The organism is Hyphomonas sp. (assembly GCF_022844445.1).
Taxonomy (GTDB): Bacteria; Pseudomonadota; Alphaproteobacteria; order Caulobacterales; family Hyphomonadaceae; genus Hyphomonas.
In genome coordinates this window covers 88,926-103,962 of record NZ_JALHLS010000004.1, presented here as the reverse complement: position 1 = coordinate 103,962, position 15,037 = coordinate 88,926, and the positions used below count along the sequence as shown (strand labels likewise).

Genomic DNA, 15,037 nt, shown 5'->3' with positions numbered 1-15,037 from the left:
CCGCCATGATGCGGGGTATCGCTGGGCCGCCGCACGAACAGGAGCTGCCATGACCACGCCGCCGGGCCAGATCGCAGACAAGGTGCCCGTCGGCGTCGCCCGGCACGTGTCCGTCCGCTATGTGGCCATCATCACGATTGCCATGGTCATCGGCGCGGGTATCTTCAAATCGCCCGCGCTCGTGGCCGCAAATGCTGGCTCCGAAACCATGGTCTACATGCTCTGGGCGCTTGGCGGCCTCATCTCGCTCGCCGGGGCACTCTGCTATTCCGAACTCGCCGCCGCTTTTCCCCATCCGGGCGGGGATTATCATTTCCTCGAACGCGCCTGGGGCCGTCGCTTCGCCTTCCTGTTCGCCTGGGCCCGGCTCGCGGTCATCAACACCGGCGCCATTGCGCTGCTCGGTTTCGTGATCGGCGACTACATGAACCGCGTGGTTGATCTCGGCCCGTCAGGCCCGGCGATGTACGCTTTCGCCAGTATCCTTGGCATCACCGCATTCAAGCTGCGCCCCTCCGGCGAGGTGGGAGACAGCCTCATGGTCGTTGTCCTGATCGCTGGCCTCCTCGCGCTTGCGGCCGCTGCGCTTTGGCTCGGTTTCAAGGGGATTGCACCGCTTGATCCCGGAACACCCTCCACTCCGGGTGTGGGCGCGCTCGGCTATGGCATGGTTTTCGTCCTGCTGGCGTTTGGAGGCTGGACGGAATCAGCGACCCTCTCGGCTGAAGTGAAGGATCCCCAGCGCGGAATGGTACGCGGGCTTGTCATCGCCATCACCGTCATCACGCTGCTCTACATGCTCACCGCCTGGGCTATGCTGCGCGGCCTCGGCCTTGGCGGGCTCGCTGCCTCATCAGCTCCCGCCGCAGACCTGATGGCCCGTGCCTTTGGTCCTGGCGCCGGGATCATCCTCGCCATCGGCGTGGTTGCCGCGGCCGTCACCTCGGTCAACGCCACGATCATCGTTGGCGCACGGACAACTTTTGCTGCGGCCAGCGACATTCCGGCGCTGGGATGGATCGGCCGCTGGAACACGCAAACGCAAAGCCCGCGTAACGCCATCCTGGTCCAGGGCGCCATCTCCCTGGTGCTCGTCGGTCTAGGCGCCGCCTACAAGGGCTTCGAGACGCTCGTGGACTACACCGCCCCGATCTACTGGATGTTTCTCATTGCCAGCGGCCTCGCGCTTATTCGCCTGCGGCAGACAGAACCGGACATGCCGCGTCCGTTCCGGGTACCACTTTTCCCCTTTGTGCCGGCGATGTTCATACTCGTCAGCGCCGCCATGCTCGTGTCTGCAGTCCTCTATGTTGGCGCCGGCACCTTATTTGCCGCGGGCGTGCTGGTTCTGGGCGCCTTGGCCCTGATTGTGCTGGAATGCCGCGCCGCCCCCGTCCGGCCCTGACGCCGGGGCCTGCCTTCGCGGAATGGATTGACCTTGCAAGGCCTCGCTTCAAAAGTTGCCGCCAACAAGTAGGCCATGGACGCGCCCGGCCGGGCATGGCGCAGGAAACTCTGGGAGGACTATCCGTGAACCTCGATTTTTCAGACGAACAGAAGCAGCTGCGCGATCAGGTCCGCCGCTTCCTGTCCGAGAAATGCACCTCGGCCCACGTCAGGGCGATCCTTGAAGGCCCCGAAAGCTATGACAAAGCGCTCTACAAAGGCCTCGCTGACCTTGGCCTTCTCGGCGCCGCCATCCCGGAAGAATACGGCGGCTCGGGCCTGACCCATCTCGAACTGTGCGTGATCGCCGAAGAGCTCGGCCGGGCCATCGCGCCGGTTCCGGTCTCGTCCTCCATCTACCTCGTCGCTGAATTCCTGCTCCTGGCCGGGACGAGGAAGCAGAAAGAAACCTGGCTGCCCCAGCTCGCGTCCGGCGAAGCCATCGGCGCCTTCGCTTCCAGCGAAGGGCAGGGGCGCACGACGCCCGCCAGCGTCACCGCCTCGGTCAAGGGCGGCAAACTCACCGGCACGAAGTGGCCCGCCACGGACGGCGACGTGGCCAACGTGGCTGTCGTCACCGCGCGTGATGAGAAAGGCGCTCTTTCGCTCTACCTCGTCGATCTGTCTGGCGCCGGCGTTCGCCGCGAAACGCTGGAGACGATTGATCCCACACGCAGCCAGGCCCGCCTTGTCTTTGACGGCGCCGCCGCCGAACTCCTCGGCGCCAAAGGCGATGGCTGGCACATCGCCTCTCAGGTCCTCGACCGCGCGGCCGTTCTGATGGCGTTCGAGCAGCTTGGCGGCGCAGACCGCGCGCTGGAAATGGCGCGCGACTATGCGCTGGAGCGTATGGCCTTCGGCCGCCCGATCGGATCGTTCCAGGCTATCAAACATATCCTTGCGGACATGTACGTCTCCGCCACGCTCGCCCGCTCCAACTGCTATTATGGCGCCTGGGCTCTCGTCTCTGGTGCTGCCGAGCTTCCTGTCGCAGCCGCAACAGCGCGCGTCTCTTCGACCACCGCCTTCCAGCATTGCGCGAAGAACAATATTCAGGTCCACGGCGGCATGGGTTTCACCTGGGCCTTTGACTGCCACCTCTTCTATCGCCGCTCGAACGCACTCGCCGTGTCACTTGGCTCGCTGTCGACCTGGGAGACGCATCTGATTGAACGCATGAGTGCCGGCAACGCTGAGTCGGCAGCCTGAGAGGGAGAAAGACAATGGATTTCGAAGATACAGCCGAAGAAGCCGCCTTCCGCACGCAGGTCCGCGCCTGGATCGATGCGAATGCACCGAAACATCTTGAGGAAGAACTGAAGCGCGCGAGCTTCGGTTCGAACGGCGTTGTCAGTGAAGACCCCATCGCTGCCGGTAAGGCCTGGCAGAAGAAGAAAGCCGAGTCTGGTTGGGCCTGCCTCCACTGGCCGAAGGAATATGGCGGCGGCGCCCGCACGCCCATCGAGCGCGTCATCTGGGGCCAGGAAGAAGGTCCGTATGCGGCGCTCACCGGAGTCTTCACCATCGGCCACGGCATGTGCGGCCCGACCGTGATGGCCTGGGCGGGCGACGAGCATAAGCGTAAGCTCCTGCCGCCGCTCGCCAGCGGCGAGCACATCTGGTGCCAGCTCTTTTCTGAGCCCGCCAGCGGCTCCGACCTCGCGGGCCTGCGCACCCGTGCCGTGAAAGCCGATGACGGCTCAGGCGACTGGATCATCAACGGCCAGAAGATCTGGACCAGCGGCGCCCAGTATTCCGATTGGGGGCTCCTGATCACCCGCACCAACCCCGATGTGCCCAAACACAAGGGCCTCACCATGTTCTTCCTCGACATGAAGAGCCCCGGTGTTGAAGTGCGCCCGATCAAACAGGCGAACGGCCAGTCCAGCTTCAACGAAGTCTACTTCACCGAGGTGCGCATCCCGGACAGCCAGCGCCTGGGTGACGTGGGGCAGGGCTGGGAAGTCTCGCTCACCACGCTGATGAACGAGCGGCTTTCCATCGGCTCCGGCATGTCGACCGGCTTTCCGGATCTTTTCCGGTATTGCATGGAGGCTGAAATCGATGGCCGACCCGCCGTCGAGGATTCTGCAGTGCGCTCGAAACTTGCACAACTCGCCGTCAAGCAGAGCGGCCTGAAGTACACCGGCATGCGCGCCATCTCCGCACTATCGAAAGGCGAGACGCCCGGCCCGGAAAACTCGATCGGCAAGCTCGTCGCCGGCGCTGCCATGCAGGACCTCGCGATCTTCGCGCTTGACCTGCAGGGCGAGGCCGGCGCGGTGTGGGACGAGGACAGCCCGCAACAAGGCCGCTTCCAGGCCATGCTCATGCGCTCGCCTGCCACTCGAATTGAAGGTGGTTCGGACGAGATCCTGCGCAACATCATCGGCGAGCGTGTGCTCGGCCTGCCCGGCGATATCCGCGTCGACAAGGATGTCGCTTTCAAGGATATCCCGACCAGCGGGCGAAAGAAGAAGTAGCGCGCTCTCAGACTGTCAACAGCCTGTCCGGGGCGCGCGTCATGCAGAAAACCCACATACGTCAAGCGGTCACCCGCTCTGCGCGCACTGCCGATATGCCGGGACTCTCCTGCTCGGGCGCGCATGTCAGGGGGGCAATATCCTGATATGACTTTTCGGGGCGAACGAGAGGTTCGCACGTTATGCTCTGCCCTCCCGAAGGTGCGCGAGCCCCGCTGGTTGGAACAAGTGTCATGAGCGCGGTGTTTGCATCGCACCTCGACCCGAACCGCTCTCACTTTGAGGAGACGTACCGTCTTGTCCGGCGACGGCGAGATTGACCGCGACGCGACCAGGTCGCGCCTGGCTGTGCGTTTCACCCTGCTGCGTGTTGTGGCTCGTGATTGAGGCGGGCAGCTTCCCTCTAATGTTCAAATGAAAACCGCCACCCAGAAGACTGGGTGGCGGCCGACGCATGGTCATTCAGGCGCGGGGGGGAAGCGTGACCAGCGTCTTGTTCTCAACGGCGTCGGGAGGGACAGTGGCCGTTGGGAATATGTTTGCAGGAGTGGATCGTTTCACCTTCTGGGAGCGGCTGGTACTGCCCAGCTTCGAAACATCAACGTTGCTCTACCGGAATGGTTCCGCGCTCCTGCCCGCATTTCAATTTAAAGCAAAAGGGGCGCAGTGAACTGCGCCCCTTGAATTCCGGACCTGTCTCCAGGCGTCAGGTGACGCCTCGGCCGCGGATAGCCCGCATGACGAAGGTCAAGACGAGCAGGACGAGGAAGACAAAAAAGAGGAACTGGGCGATGCCTGCCGCGGTGCCGGCGATGCCGCCAAAACCAAGCAGTGCGGCCACAATAGCCAGCACAAAGAATGTGAGCGCCCAACCGAGCATGGTAACCTCCATTATCACGCCTGACCATTCAGGCTGTTCATGAAATCACAACGCGCTCCGTTGGTGTAAGGTTCCAAAAAGCCTTAGAACGTTCAGCTTTTGCAACCGTTCTAAATATAGTCCGTATACATAGAAAAATTCCACAAAGGAAAACTGGCGAGCCCGCAAGGGGCGCGCCAGCCGCCATTCCCGCGGTGCTCGCGCACCTGAGGAATCTCGCTTGGTCTTATCGGCGGGTCAGGATTCCGACCAGGATGCCGGCAGCGGCGGCAATGCCGATTGCAGATAAGGGCCGCTTGCGCACCCTGTCTTGGGCTTTTGTGCGTGCGCGGTGGACCTTCTGGGCCGCGCGCGCTGCCTGCGCGGCCATGCGCCGCTGAACATGTTCACCGAAATGCGTCGCTGACGATCTGACAGCCAGCGAGAATCTGGCAGCTGTTTCTCTTGCATCGCGAAAGTCCTGCTCAACTGCGCCTTCGGCCGCGGACTTGTGATCTTTCCCGTTTGCCCATTTCGAAGTGCTTGTTGCAGATTGTGCGCTGGCCATGGGAATCACCTATCCTTGCTTTCGCCAGACCAACGGGTGCTCCGGAAAAAGGTTCCTCAGCCTGCTTCAGGTTTCCTCTACGGCGGCCTCGGTTCGGAAGAACAGCGCCTGACTGATCGCTGCTTTCACGGTATCGTCCTGAAACGGCTTGGTGATCAGGTAGGTTGGCTCAGGCCGATCACCCGTCAGCAGGCGTTCCGGGAAGGCGGTGATGAAGATCACCGGCACATCCGTTTCTGCCAGGATATCCTGCACGGCATCGATACCCGAGGAATTGTCCGCCAGCTGAACATCGCACAGAATCAGACCCGGCTTCACGCGGCGCGCCATCTCGACGGCCTGCCTGCGCGTAGTCGCGCCGCCTGCAAACTTGTGGCCGAGGTCTTGGACGATGTGGGCAAGATCAGCCGCGATGATTGGCTCGTCTTCGATGATCAGAACCGAAGTCGCCAGCTGCCTTTCGATTTCGTGATGCGCTGCATCAAGAAGCGCTTCCAGCTCGGCGATATTTCGGTCGAGAACCTCACAGGCTTCGGCGCGCGTAAACCCCTCAAGTGTCGTCAGCAGGAAAGCCTGCCGCTCGATCGGAGCCAGCTTGCGAAGGCGAGAATCCGGCGCCGAGACCCCGGACTTCGGGCTGCTTTCCAGATGCGCGCCGGTGGTCGACCAGATCGCGTGGAAAAACTTGTAAAGCGTGACCCGCGCCGACGATGCCGTCTTGATCTGGTTAGGATCTTCCTTCAGGGCCTCGAGGCTCGCCAGAATATACGCGTCACCACTCTGCTGGGCGCCCGTCAGGGCCCTAGCGTAGCGTCTCAGAAACGGGAGATGCGGCTTGAACTGCGCGATCATCGACATGTGGAGCCTCCTGCAAATATCTGCGTATAAACGGCTCAAAGCGCACTTGGTTGCGTCGTGGGCGAAACATTTCTTGGATTTCGCAGTTTTTGCTGGAACCATCAAAGCCACTGCGCGTTTAAGGCATCACTGTGGCCAAATCTGATGTTTTTCAGATGTGTGCACGATCGACGGGGCTTGAGGTATCACAATGAGCGAAACGGGAAAGCATGGCAAGAAGTCTGAAGGCTCGCCGCGCCATCGCCGGCCGGGAAACCGCGCGATCGGCGATCAGCTGAGGCAGATGTACAAAGGTGTGGTCGACGAATCCGTGCCAGACGAGTTCCTGCAATTGCTGGAAGAAGCAGAAGCCAAGGAGCGCGCCGGCAACGGCACTACTGGCGGTGAGGCATGACGGCTCAGTCCGCCCTCTCGACCTTGGACTTCAAGCGGGCGCTGCTTGAATCCATCCCGCACTTGCGGGCTTTCGCGCGCAGCCTTTGCAATGACGCGGTCGCCGCAGATGATCTTGTGCAGGATACGATGCTGCGCGCCTGGAAGGCCCGTGAAAGCTATACCGCCAACACCAGCTTCCGCGCCTGGTCGTTCACAATCCTGCGCAACGTCTTCTACTCGGAAAAGCGTCGCTCTTGGCGCTCCACCGAGCTCGCCCCCGAAATTGCCGAGCGCACGCTCGTTGCGTCGGACAATCCGGCCAAGGGCATAGAACTGGTCGAACTGCGCAATGCTCTGGACCACCTCCCGGATGACCAGCGCGAAGCGATCATTCTCGTCGGCGCCGGCGGCATGGCTTATGAAGAAGCCGCGCAGATTGTCGGCTGCGCCGTCGGCACCATCAAGAGCCGCGTCAGCCGCGCCCGCAAGGCGCTCGCCGCGATGCTCGATGCGGACATGGCGCCTGCGCGCGTTCCCGGCGCGCCGGAAATCCATTCCGGGGAGGGGGCCTTCAACAACATCATGGAGCAGGTCACCGCGCTGAGCCGGGGTAACTGATGGCCGAGGAATCCGCGAGGGTTCAGCCCATTCGGAAGATGAGTCTGCGCAGGCAGGTGATCATCGCGATGGCGCTTGCCCTCAGCCCGCTGCTCATCCTTGGCGGACTTCGCGCCCTCGCCGAACAGGAATCGATCCGCCAACAACGATACCCTGACCTCGTCGAAGCGTCGCGCGAGGGGATGTCGTCCGTGAACGCCGCCATCCAGGCATCGCGCCTCGCCTTGCGGATGGTCAGCAGCGATGATCGCGATCCCTCCTGCACTGAGATCGGCCATGCAATGGTGTCGCTGGAGCTTCCGGTCCGGAACGTCCTGCGCTTCGATGCGGACGGTCAGGCGACCTGCAGCTACATCGGTGAAGCCCTTATCGGTGAGCCGATCCCGAACCCCGATTGGAACGAGCGCCTGCGCAAGGGCATGGGCCAGGTTGAATCCTCGGCGTTCCCCGGCATGGCGCTGGGTGAACCGGTGATCTGGATGGTGCGCACCACCACCGACGCCGCCGGCAACTTCACCGGCTCGCTGGCTTTCACCCTCAGCCTCCAGAAGCTTGCAGAACGTTTTCCGGATACAGAATCCTCGACCGGTCTCAAACAAGCGCTGGTCACCGCCAACGGCGTCGTCATCGGTTCGGACCTGATCGGCGGCCTGCCGGTGGAATGGCTCAGCAGCGAAGCCCTCCTCGAACGCCGTCTGCGCGAAGTGCTGCTGCCGCAAGGCGGCCGCCTTGATGTCGTGATCTCGCCGGTTGGGGCAGAAGGCGTGTTTATGCTGACGCCGTCCTTTTCGCCGCAGGTCAGGCGGATTGATACGCTGATCGTGCTGTTGATTCCGCTGCTCGCCTATCTCGCGGCCTTGCTCGCCTCCACGTGGATTATCGACGTGCTTGTCCTGCGTTGGCTGGAGCGGCTTCGCCTTCGTATCTCCGACATGCGGCGCAATGACGAAGTCACGCCGCTCGCCACTGACCTTGCCGGCGCCGCATCCGAATTGCAGCAGCTGGCCCGGGCATTCGATGATCTCACCCAGCGTGTGACTGTTCACGAGGCCGATCTCGTCCAGGCGCTGGATCGGATGAAAGGCGCTTTCCGTGAGACGCATCACCGCGTGAAAAACAACCTCCAGGTCATGCTCAGTATGCTGAAGCTGCAGGGGCGCGGAGAACAGCGGCCGGAAACGCAGAGTGCCTTGCGGCTTGCGGCCCAGCGCGTCTCCATGATGGCTGCCGTCCACCACGCCCTGCTGAACGAGGCGCATCTGGAATCGGTTGACGCAGAAGACCTTATTGAAGCTGTCTGCAGTCAGATCCATGAACAGCAGGGGTGGGGCGAGGAAAGCCGTCACATCCGCTGTGAGGTCGATGAGGTTCCGCTTCCATCGGACCTCGCCGTACCGCTGGCGATGTTCATCCAGGAAGCCTTCGATATTCTCTGTCCCCCATCGACGAACGGCTGGATTGCCCGCGATCTTCGTCTGGTGCTCAAGCGGGAAAACGGCCATGTGCGCCTGCGTCTCTGCTGCGGCCGGGATGACACGCCGGGCGAAGAAACTCTGCAGGAACAGGAAGCCAACTTCTTCCTCGCAGCGTTTGCCAGGCAGCTCGATGGTTCGGTAACGAAGCTGGATGATGATCCGGCAAATGTTAGCATCGATCTGGTCTTTCCTCTGGCGCTGCCCGGTTAAGATACACCGGGCTGAGGCGAAAGAGAAAAGGCGCGCCCTCGCAGAGGGCGCGCCCAGTTCAGCAATAATGCGGGATCACTTGTTGATGTCGTCTTCGACATCCTGCGCGGTGTCCTCGATGGCTTCACCGCCCGCTTGGACGTCCTCACCCACCCCTTCGACCGTGTTGCATGCGGCCAGCAGCATGGCAGCCAGGAACATTGCCGGAAATACGATCTTACCCTTCATTTTTCACTCCTTCAGTGAGCTGCAGAATGTCTGAGAGCTGCAGTTGTCGTAAAAACGCGTGACAGGATAGCCGGTTCCCTCGTCGCAACCTTACTTGTGCGTAACCTGTTCCGCGCGATGCGGAACCTTTTCCAGGGGCCTGCGTTGGGAACCCGCCATCCCCGGAAAGGCAACGGCGCATGAAACCGCGCCTTGTTGCAGCTGCATTACTCGGCGCCGGTGCGCTCGTTGCCTGCGAAGATTGTACTCCGGAACCCGGTATGCCCGCGCCGCAGCCCGGGCATTTTATCGAGCCGATCGAGGAACAGACGCCGTGGGCTTGTGAAACCCCATCGCCCTATCTTGACGACATGAGCGCAGGTCTCGGCGCATTCCGAAAGAGCAACGATCCTGTGACGACAGTCCCTGAGGTAATCCTTCCGGAAGCAACGCCAGAATCGAACCCACGCCGCCGGCCGTCCCGCCGAACTGAGCCGCGGCTCGCCTCAGCCGCGTCATGCCGGATCCTGGATCGCCTCGATATAGGTGAGCAGGGCGTCAATGTCCTCGGGGGCGAACACGAAGGGCGGCATGTCGGGATGCCCGACAAAAATGCCTTCCCCGAGCGCTTCTTCAAGGTCGCGTACTGGATACCGCATCGATATCTTGCGGAACGGCAAAGCATCCGGATGCGGGCTATCGCCGGTCCGTCCGACCGCGTGGCACCCTGAACACAGGTTGGTTGCGATCGTCTGCCCGGGGAGTTCTGGCAGCGCAGAGCGCGCCGCGCTGCTCTCCTGCGCGGGGGCGCTGGTACACGCAGTTGCGGCGCTCGCTATGAAGGCGATCCCGAACAATCCAGCTTTTAGGTCATTGAACATGGCGGCCACTCCAAACTGAAGCGTCAAACCTCCGGTCTCCAGCAAGCCCTGTCAATGCGTACAAGTCCGTGTTCCGGCGCTGAGTGCGCCGGCCGGGCGTCAGCTTCCGGCAAGTCCCGCTGCGGCGACGGCGCTGATTAGATGGGACAGTGAAACCAGCGGTTCAATCCTTTGCTCGCGCGGGCCGCCTCTTGCGGCCCCGCCGCCGTTCTGGCCCAATCCTCCTGACCAGCGATTGCTGGCGGCCAGTCAGCTTCCAGTCAGGTCAGTTCCGGCATGGGGCAGGGTTTCTTGGAGTCTTCTGTCCTGTGTTAGCTGTCCTTGCCCGCATCCTCCTCGTGGTCGGCCTCCTTATAGCCGCTACCCTGACGGCCGCCGCCGACCGGGGCGGGCGTGGCCGTGACTATGACGACGACCAGGAAAAGGTCTGGGAAGCCCGCAAACGCGGCACGATCCTGCCCCTTGAGACCATACTCGCCGGCCTCCTGCGTACCTATCCGGGCGATATCCTGAAGATCGACCTTGACGATGATGATGACTATCTCATCTACGAGATCGAAATCCTGACGCGGCGAGGCATCGTGCTAGAACTGGAAGTTGACGCGCATACCGGACGCCTCCTCGACATTGAGGAAGACGATTGATGCGTGTCCTCCTGGTCGAAGACGACAAGATCATCGCAGACGACATCGTCGGCGCCCTGCGCGATTCCGGCTTCGTGGTCGATTACGCTGCCGATGGCGAAGCGGCCTGGTTCCTCGGCGATACCGAGCCCTACGATGCCATCGTGCTCGATCTCGGCCTCCCGCGCCTTGACGGTCTCTCTGTCCTGAAGCGCTGGCGCGCCGCCGGGCAGCTCACGCCCGTGCTTATCCTTTCTGCGCGCGGAAGCTGGATGGAACGGGTCGACGGAATCGAGGCCGGCGCAGACGACTACCTTCCAAAGCCCTTCCAGGTACCCGAACTCATCGCCCGCCTGCGCGCCCTCATCCGCCGCGCCGCCGGCATGGCCCAGCCGGTGATGCGCGCCGGCGACCTCGTCGTCGACACCCGCCGCATGACCATCCTCAACGCCGGCCAGCCCGTGAAGGTCACGCCGCTCGAGTTTCGTCTGGTGGACTATCTTGTCCATAATGGTGACCGAGCGGTCTCTACCGGCGAACTCGCTGAACACCTGCACGGCATCGATGGCAGCTCGGACACCAACGCCATCGAGGCGATGATCTCGCGCCTTCGCCGCAAGCTCGGCCCGGGCGTCATCGAAACGCGTCGCGGATTTGGATACGTCATCGGCAAGGAAGGCTGACAGGCCGTGCGTTCGCTCCGGCTCCGGCTCCTCTTCGGCGCGGCTGCGGCGATTGCCGTCGCGCTCTTCGTTAGCTGGATTGCGCTGGTCCTCCTCTTCGAGCGACACATCCAGCGAAACACAGAAGCCGATCTCATCCGTCACGGGCAGCAACTGATCAGTGAGCTGACATTCACGCCGGACGGACTGATCGTGAATGCCGCAGCTTCCGGTGACCAGCGCTTCGATCAACCGGCGAGTGGCGTCTACTGGCAAGTTACGCGCGGCGACGTTTATGTCCGGTCGCGTTCACTGTGGGATAACTCGCTTGCGCTTCCGCTCGAAGTCGATGGCACCAAATGGCACCGTCGCCGCATCGATGGCCCTTTCGATCAGCGCGTCCTTGAAATCTCCCGCAAGGTGAAGCGAAACGGCGAGGACGCCCCTGCGCTCGTGCAGGTGGCGATCAACGAGAAGGACCTGCTTGACGCGCGCAGTGAGTTTGCCCGCGAACTCGGCCTCTTTCTGGTACTCCTCTGGGGCACGCTCAGCGCCGCCGCCTGGCTCCAGGTCCGCATCGGTCTCAGCCCGCTCAAAGTTATCGAAGGCTCGATCGGTGAGTTGAAGAACTCCCCCGCCTCGCGTCTTGATGTCGGCCGCTTCGCCACCGAAGTCAGTCCGCTCGCGGAACAGATCAACGAGCTCGCCGATGCCCGGGAAGGTGATCTCCGCGCCGCTTCCGAACGCGCGGCAAACCTTGCACACGCACTGAAAACGCCTCTGTCCGCCTTACGCGCCCTCTCTCGCCGCGTCCGCAGCGACGGCAATACAGATCTCGCCGACGGCCTCGAAAGCTCCATCCAGGCCGCCACCGACACAGTTGAGCGTGAACTCTCGCGCGCCCGCACCGCTGCCAGTCAGGACCGCGGGCCGACCCTCGCCCGGTCTGCGCTCGAGCCCCTGATCGGCGTTCTGCGCCGCACCGAACGCGGCGGCCGCATCTCTTTCAATCTCGTCGTTCCGGCTGACGTCATGTTGCCGATTTCGCGGGATCAGCTCCTCGAACTCGCCGGCCCCGTGCTCGAAAATGCCGTCCGCTTCGCGGCCGCAACGGTACGGGTGACCGCCGACAGTCGACTGCTCGTGATCGAGGACGACGGGCCCGGCCTCGGCACGGCGGAACGTGATCAGGTCATCCTGCGCGGCCAGCGCGCCGACGAACGCCCTGGCGGCCACGGCCTTGGCCTCGCCATAGCCAACGACCTTGCTCAGGCTACGGACGGACTTATGGAGCTGGAGACGTCTGATCTCGGGGGCCTGCGCGTGCGGGTCAGCTGGTAGGGGCGGCGCGGCGCCGTTCGGAGCAGATCGAAGGCGCGCTGGATCATTTCGCTGATCCGCAGGGATAGAACCGGACTTCTGGTTCACCAAGGCCTGGATATTCTGGATGCGCGCTCCGGCAAGGTGGCTCTGGCACGCGGGACGGGTGCCGGTGATCTGGTTGGTTACAGCCGGGTCTGCATCTATTCGGGACCTGGGCGGCTCAGCCAGCGTCGGCGGCGAGGGCCAGACGGTGCTTGCTGACCTGCCGGTCGAGAAGGGGGCGGCCTGCGGGCGTCGCCGCGGATGACAGGATCAGGGCATAGCCGAGCGAGGCCGATGGCAGGAGGTGTTCGGTCGGCAGCGTGCCCATAGCCCAGCTCAGCATGACGCCATTGCCGAGATGGGACAGCGTGCGCTCCAGGATTTCGACCGGCATGCCGGGATCGAGGAGGCCTTCATCCTGTGCGCAGGTGAGCAGCCAGCGCCAGGCGGCGCGGGTCTGTTCCTGGCGCTCCGGCGTGGCGAGACCGGTATTGTCTTCTCCGTTGGTATCGAGCAGGGCTTTCCAGAGGGGGCGGTAGAAGTCCGGGTCCTGAATGAAATAGCCGGCACCGAGGGCGTGGGCCTCGAAGAGTCGGTCGATGGCGTTGTCTACTTTGAGCGAATTGAAGCGATGCAGGAAGTCGCGCTCATCTTCCAGCACTGCCATGACGACGGCGCGCTTCGAGCCGAAGAGATTGTAGGGCGTGGCGACGCTGACTTCGGCGCGTTGGGCGATCATCCGCATGGACAGGTTCGTGTCGCCGGTTTCACGAATCAGGTCGCGCGCGGCCCGTACGATCTTCTGACGGCGATCGGCTTTCGCCTGTTCGCGCCGTCCGACATCAGCGAGGGTCATGGGCTCCGTCATGCGGCGAGCCGGGTTTCTTCTTCGGGTGCGGTGATCAGGTCTGCCTTGTAGTCGAGTTTCAGGGCCTGCATCATTTCTTGACGTTCAGGACCGGCGCTCGGCGGATAGGCGGCGGCGTTGAGTTTCTTGCCGCGTGCCCAGTAGTAAAGGACTGTGGCGAGATTGTTTGGCTTCCCGAGCCACTTGTCGGGATGTTCCAGCATGTGGAAACCGCGCATTGCCTCGCGCAGGAGGCGGACATCGGAGCGCACCGCGATGCGGATGCCGTCATCGACGAAGCTCTGCATCAGCCTGGCCTTGAACTTCGGCTTGAATCCGGGCGTGAGCGTTTCGCGGGCGCGCTTGATGGCGGAGCGGTCCTGCCGGCGCTGGGTGAGATAGAAGGGGCGCAGTTCGGCGGCGAGGCGCTGATGTAGCAGGATGGCGCGCTGGGTCGGGTCGGCGGTCTCATCGAGCGTCCGGCGAAGTTGCTGGGCCCCGACGGCCGCGAAGGAGCAGCCGCGGCCATAGAGCGGATTGGTGCGGATCAGCGTGTCGCCGAGGGCGAAGTAGCCGCGCGTGGCGGGCTTGCCGTCGATCACCATGTCGCGCCAGCGGCTGACAAGATCGCCCATGCCGAAGACCTTGCTGGTCGGTTCGGAACGGGTCTCGTTCGTCCAAGGATGAAGGCCGGGCAGGTTCAGCGTGATCTGGTGGAAGATCTCGGGATTGAGAATCGACTTGCGCAGCTCGAGTTCAACTTCCGGCAGGGCGATGGTGATGGAGAAGTTGCCATTGTCGCCCGGGAAGACGCCGTATTTCAGGTAGCCGAGGTCTCCGCTGGCGGGCGGGTGCTCGTTGCGGTCGGGTTCGGGCTGGCCGGGTTTCAGGCGGTAATGCTTGGTGAAATAGAGGATGCCCGCATCCTCCTTTTCCTCGCGGACACTCGCGCCTTCCTCAACCAGCTGGTCGAACGTGAAGCCGCTCTTGCCGGTGGTGTCGACGACGATGTCCGCCGTGAGCGTGACTTCGGCGCCGTCCTGTTCGCCGGTGACACCGGAGACGTCGATGACCCCGTCAGCGGCTTTCGAGGTAACGAGGCGCTTGACGAGGAAGCCGGACCGCAGCGTGACGTTGCCGAGCGTTTCGACATAGCGGCGCATGGCGAACTCCAGCGTCGTGCGGCGGCTGGTGATGAAGGTCAGTTCTTCGTCCTGCGGCAGGGCGGTGTAGCGTGCCTGCTGGGGCGGGGTGAGCATGTTGTCGAATGTCAGTTCACGGACACCAAGCGCCTTGAGCTGATCCAGGAGCTTCGGATGCTCGGCCTTCATGATGGTGCGCAGGCGCGCGAGGAAGGCGTGGCTCTGCCGGACATGGCCAACGCCGGTGCGGCGCCAGTCGCGGAATAGCTGGTCCGGGTCCTGGCTTTCGATGGGGCCGTCACGCTCGAGCAACGTGATCGCGCGCCCGCTTGGGGCCAGCATCAGGGCCGTGCAGAGGCCGGCGATGCCGGCGCCAATGACGATGACTGTTTCGCTCTTTGACATGTTCTTTGGCCGT

Annotated in this window: 16 protein-coding genes; 9 read left to right on the top strand and 7 right to left on the bottom strand. The window is 63.0% G+C overall.

The annotated features are described in order from the left end of the window. Positions 1 to 49 precede the first annotated feature (49 nt). The 3 genes from Q0C17_RS06365 to Q0C17_RS06355 all read left to right on the top strand — a co-directional run bounded on the left by Q0C17_RS06365 (position 50) and on the right by Q0C17_RS06355 (position 3,929). Positions 50 to 1,405, top strand: coding sequence for an amino acid permease (locus Q0C17_RS06365; protein ID WP_291203053.1), 1,356 nt, complete (start codon positions 50 to 52; stop codon positions 1,403 to 1,405). Positions 1,406 to 1,530: 125 nt separating this feature from the next. Beyond that, positions 1,531 to 2,655, top strand: coding sequence for an acyl-CoA dehydrogenase family protein (locus Q0C17_RS06360; RefSeq protein ID WP_291203050.1), 1,125 nt, complete (start codon positions 1,531 to 1,533; stop codon positions 2,653 to 2,655). 14 nt (positions 2,656 to 2,669) lie between these two features. Then, the gene (locus tag Q0C17_RS06355) at positions 2,670 to 3,929 is read left to right on the top strand and encodes an acyl-CoA dehydrogenase (RefSeq protein WP_291203047.1); all 1,260 of its coding nucleotides are present in this window, start codon (positions 2,670 to 2,672) and stop codon (positions 3,927 to 3,929) included. A 706-nt stretch (positions 3,930 to 4,635) separates the two neighbouring features. Here the strand turns inward: Q0C17_RS06355 and Q0C17_RS06350 are convergent. From Q0C17_RS06350 to Q0C17_RS06340, 3 genes are all read right to left on the bottom strand, one after another. Next, the gene (locus tag Q0C17_RS06350; RefSeq protein WP_291203044.1) at positions 4,636 to 4,809 is read right to left on the bottom strand and encodes a DUF1328 domain-containing protein; all 174 of its coding nucleotides are present in this window, start codon (positions 4,807 to 4,809) and stop codon (positions 4,636 to 4,638) included. Positions 4,810 to 5,035: 226 nt separating this feature from the next. Continuing rightward, positions 5,036 to 5,356, bottom strand: a complete 321-nt coding sequence (locus tag Q0C17_RS06345; protein WP_291203041.1) for a hypothetical protein — start codon at positions 5,354 to 5,356, stop codon at positions 5,036 to 5,038. A 66-nt stretch (positions 5,357 to 5,422) separates the two neighbouring features. After that, positions 5,423 to 6,214 carry a response regulator gene (locus Q0C17_RS06340; RefSeq protein WP_291203038.1) on the bottom strand — a complete coding sequence of 264 codons (792 nt, stop codon included), beginning with the start codon at positions 6,212 to 6,214 and terminating at the stop codon, positions 5,423 to 5,425. Between the two features lie 190 nt (positions 6,215 to 6,404). Between Q0C17_RS06340 and Q0C17_RS06335 the strand changes: the two genes are divergently transcribed. The 3 genes from Q0C17_RS06335 to Q0C17_RS06325 are packed head-to-tail and all read left to right on the top strand — an operon-like array spanning position 6,405 to position 8,892. After that, positions 6,405 to 6,608 (top strand): NepR family anti-sigma factor, encoded by a 204-nt coding sequence (locus tag Q0C17_RS06335; protein ID WP_291203035.1) that lies wholly within the window; start codon positions 6,405 to 6,407, stop codon positions 6,606 to 6,608. Beyond that, positions 6,605 to 7,207, top strand: a complete 603-nt coding sequence (locus Q0C17_RS06330) for a sigma-70 family RNA polymerase sigma factor (RefSeq protein ID WP_291203032.1) — start codon at positions 6,605 to 6,607, stop codon at positions 7,205 to 7,207. Before Q0C17_RS06335 ends, Q0C17_RS06330 begins: the two co-directional genes overlap by 4 nt. Then, entirely contained in the window at positions 7,207 to 8,892 is a 1,686-nt protein-coding gene (locus Q0C17_RS06325) for a sensor histidine kinase (protein ID WP_291203029.1), read from the top strand. The genes Q0C17_RS06330 and Q0C17_RS06325 overlap by 1 nt, the downstream gene beginning before the upstream one ends. Positions 8,893 to 8,967: 75 nt before the next feature. Here the strand turns inward: Q0C17_RS06325 and Q0C17_RS06320 are convergent, their stop codons facing one another. Together Q0C17_RS06320 and Q0C17_RS06315 are read right to left on the bottom strand one after the other, a co-directional pair. Beyond that, positions 8,968 to 9,120 (bottom strand): entericidin A/B family lipoprotein, encoded by a 153-nt coding sequence (locus Q0C17_RS06320; RefSeq protein ID WP_291203027.1) that lies wholly within the window; start codon positions 9,118 to 9,120, stop codon positions 8,968 to 8,970. Between the two features lie 494 nt (positions 9,121 to 9,614). Next, the gene (locus Q0C17_RS06315; protein ID WP_291203024.1) at positions 9,615 to 9,980 is read right to left on the bottom strand and encodes a c-type cytochrome; all 366 of its coding nucleotides are present in this window, start codon (positions 9,978 to 9,980) and stop codon (positions 9,615 to 9,617) included. A 308-nt stretch (positions 9,981 to 10,288) separates the two neighbouring features. On the opposite strand from Q0C17_RS06315, the gene Q0C17_RS06310 reads away from it, so the two are divergent. Genes Q0C17_RS06310 through Q0C17_RS06300 form a run of 3 tightly spaced genes read left to right on the top strand, consistent with a single transcriptional unit; the run spans position 10,289 to position 12,606 of the window. Then, positions 10,289 to 10,624, top strand: coding sequence for a PepSY domain-containing protein (locus Q0C17_RS06310; RefSeq protein ID WP_291203021.1), 336 nt, complete (start codon positions 10,289 to 10,291; stop codon positions 10,622 to 10,624). Next, complete coding sequence (locus tag Q0C17_RS06305; protein ID WP_291203018.1) at positions 10,624 to 11,286, top strand: response regulator transcription factor; 663 nt, start codon at positions 10,624 to 10,626, stop codon at positions 11,284 to 11,286. The genes Q0C17_RS06310 and Q0C17_RS06305 overlap by 1 nt, the downstream gene beginning before the upstream one ends. A gap of 6 nt (positions 11,287 to 11,292) precedes the next feature. Then, positions 11,293 to 12,606 carry a sensor histidine kinase gene (locus Q0C17_RS06300; RefSeq protein ID WP_291203015.1) on the top strand — a complete coding sequence of 438 codons (1,314 nt, stop codon included), beginning with the start codon at positions 11,293 to 11,295 and terminating at the stop codon, positions 12,604 to 12,606. A 202-nt stretch (positions 12,607 to 12,808) separates the two neighbouring features. Here Q0C17_RS06300 and Q0C17_RS06295 read toward each other — a convergent pair whose 3' ends face one another. After that, positions 12,809 to 13,486, bottom strand: coding sequence for a helix-turn-helix domain-containing protein (locus Q0C17_RS06295; RefSeq protein ID WP_291203011.1), 678 nt, complete (start codon positions 13,484 to 13,486; stop codon positions 12,809 to 12,811). An 8-nt stretch (positions 13,487 to 13,494) separates the two neighbouring features. Then, the gene (locus Q0C17_RS06290; protein WP_291203008.1) at positions 13,495 to 15,024 is read right to left on the bottom strand and encodes an FAD-dependent oxidoreductase; all 1,530 of its coding nucleotides are present in this window, start codon (positions 15,022 to 15,024) and stop codon (positions 13,495 to 13,497) included. Between the last annotated feature and the right edge of the window lie 13 nt (positions 15,025 to 15,037).